This is a genomic window from Calderihabitans maritimus (genome assembly GCF_002207765.1).
Lineage (GTDB): Bacteria > Bacillota > KKC1 > Calderihabitantales > Calderihabitantaceae > Calderihabitans > Calderihabitans maritimus.
The window spans coordinates 1-271 of sequence record NZ_BDGJ01000189.1; the positions used below are offsets into that span (position 1 = coordinate 1).

The 271-nt window shown below is 45.0% G+C and carries 1 protein-coding gene; it reads right to left on the bottom strand.

The window, feature by feature from the left end:
* Positions 1 to 271: hypothetical protein (locus KKC1_RS16905; RefSeq protein ID WP_238134318.1), on the bottom strand; the 271-nt coding region annotated here is incomplete at both ends.

Sequence of the window (271 nt, forward strand, 5' to 3'; positions counted from 1 at the left end):
GGTAACCATCGTCCATAGAGGAATTTGAACAAGAAAGGAACTTAAAGAGGAACTTCGGGAAGCCTAGTAACCATCGTCCATAGAGGAATTTGAACCAAGAAGAAGGAAGTAATAAAGAGCCTTCTTCCCTAAGTAACCATCGTCCATAGAGGAATTTGAACTGCTTTCCTTTCCCTGCGTTCTTCTCTCCTTCGTGCGTAACCATCGTCCATAGAGGAATTTGAACTCCTCTTAATTGGTCTGGAACAAGGGCGGTGGCGCGGGTAACCAT